Origin of the sequence: Mesorhizobium sp. M7A.F.Ca.AU.001.01.1.1, assembly GCF_004022735.1 — a bacterium.
GTDB lineage: Bacteria > Pseudomonadota > Alphaproteobacteria > Rhizobiales > Rhizobiaceae > Mesorhizobium > Mesorhizobium ciceri.
Genome location: NZ_RZPF01001127.1, coordinates 1 through 1,195 on the forward strand (window position 1 = coordinate 1; position 1,195 = coordinate 1,195).

General features: G+C 64.4%; 2 protein-coding genes. Both read right to left on the reverse strand.

Going from position 1 to position 1,195, the window contains the following annotated elements; translation table 11 throughout:
• Positions 1 to 109 precede the first annotated feature (109 nt).
• Positions 110 to 775, reverse strand: a complete 666-nt coding sequence (locus EN884_RS36440; RefSeq protein ID WP_013529841.1) for a hypothetical protein — start codon at positions 773 to 775, stop codon at positions 110 to 112.
• A gap of 13 nt (positions 776 to 788) precedes the next feature.
• The coding region (locus tag EN884_RS36445) for an invasion associated locus B family protein (protein ID WP_128361149.1) at positions 789 to 1,195 on the reverse strand (407 nt) is incomplete at its 5' end.

Sequence of the window (1,195 nt, forward strand, 5' to 3'; positions counted from 1 at the left end):
AGGTCGGCTGAGACGACTTGTCCGCTCCACAACAAGGTCAAGCCCAAAACTGCCAAAGCCTGCAATCTCATGGTCGGCATCCTTTCCTTGACCTCACTCGCTTCGCGTCCTACTTCGCCGCCGAAGCAAGGGAGATCACCACACAGCTTTTGCCCGTCGGCAGGAGAAGCGCTTCACCGGCATTGCCGCCGAGCTCGTAGACCTCGACCTGCCCGAGATGGTCGGTGATCTTGCTGCCCTGCGGCAGGATGGATGGGATGTCGGCGCACGGGCTGGCGAATGGCGCCACCCGCACCATCGCCCCTTCGCAACCCGTGGCGGTGGGCGATGCGAAGACGATGCCGGCGGCCGGTCCGCTATAGCGTTCCGACGCATAGTCCATGCCGACAAAGGCCTGGATGGCGTGCTTGTCGGCGGCCTGGTCGTTCCACAGGGATTTGACGCTGTATTTCGTGCCGGTCGTCAGGATCTGTCCGAGCACTGGATAGACGGTCGAGCAGGCCTGCACACCGGCCTGCTTGACATGCTCGAGGAAGGGCGTGTCCGGAAGCACGGGGGCCGCCGCTGTTGCTGCAGGTGCGGCCGTCGCGCCGCCGACCAGATTGGCGACCGCGGCGTAATTCCCGGCGGCGAAGCCAAGCCCCGCCACGACCAATCCCAGCAGTGAATATCCGGCCGCGCGTGGCCAGCGCCTTGGGGGCTCGGCCCGCCTCTGCCGATCCGCCTCGACGCTCGGAGTGCGTTTGGCGGACGTGAACTGGTCCTGCTGGCTCATGGTGGCGCCTCGGTTATTTGAGTGGTGAAAGGGCGTCTGACAGCCCCTTGAGCGTTGCGGTAACGGTGATCGTCTGCCCGTCGACCGTCGAGTAGGAGATCGCCGGCGTCGCGTTCTGCGATATCTGCCGGCGCATGACGGGGCCGACCGGCAACATGCCGACACAGACCATTTCGTTGCAGCCGTTCAGCTGCACGTCGATCGGCTGCTTCTGTCCATCGAATTTCACGGACACCAGGCCATCGCTCCTGGCGTTCGGGGCGGTGCGCAGGATCATGTACGGCTTGCCGTCCTGGGTGGCGGCAAGCGACCAGCTGAAGGCCATCTTGCCGGACGCGTCCTCGATGATCTGCGAGACGTTGCAGACCTTCTTGCGGGCTTTGAGGTTCTCGTCGCAGATCATCGAGGACGCGTCCGGCA

Bases quoted from the DNA above. Each gene is read 5' to 3' on its own strand.
- EN884_RS36440 (WP_013529841.1), bottom strand. From the start codon at position 775: ATGAGCCAGCAGGACCAGTTCACGTCCGCCAAACGCACTCCGAGCGTC.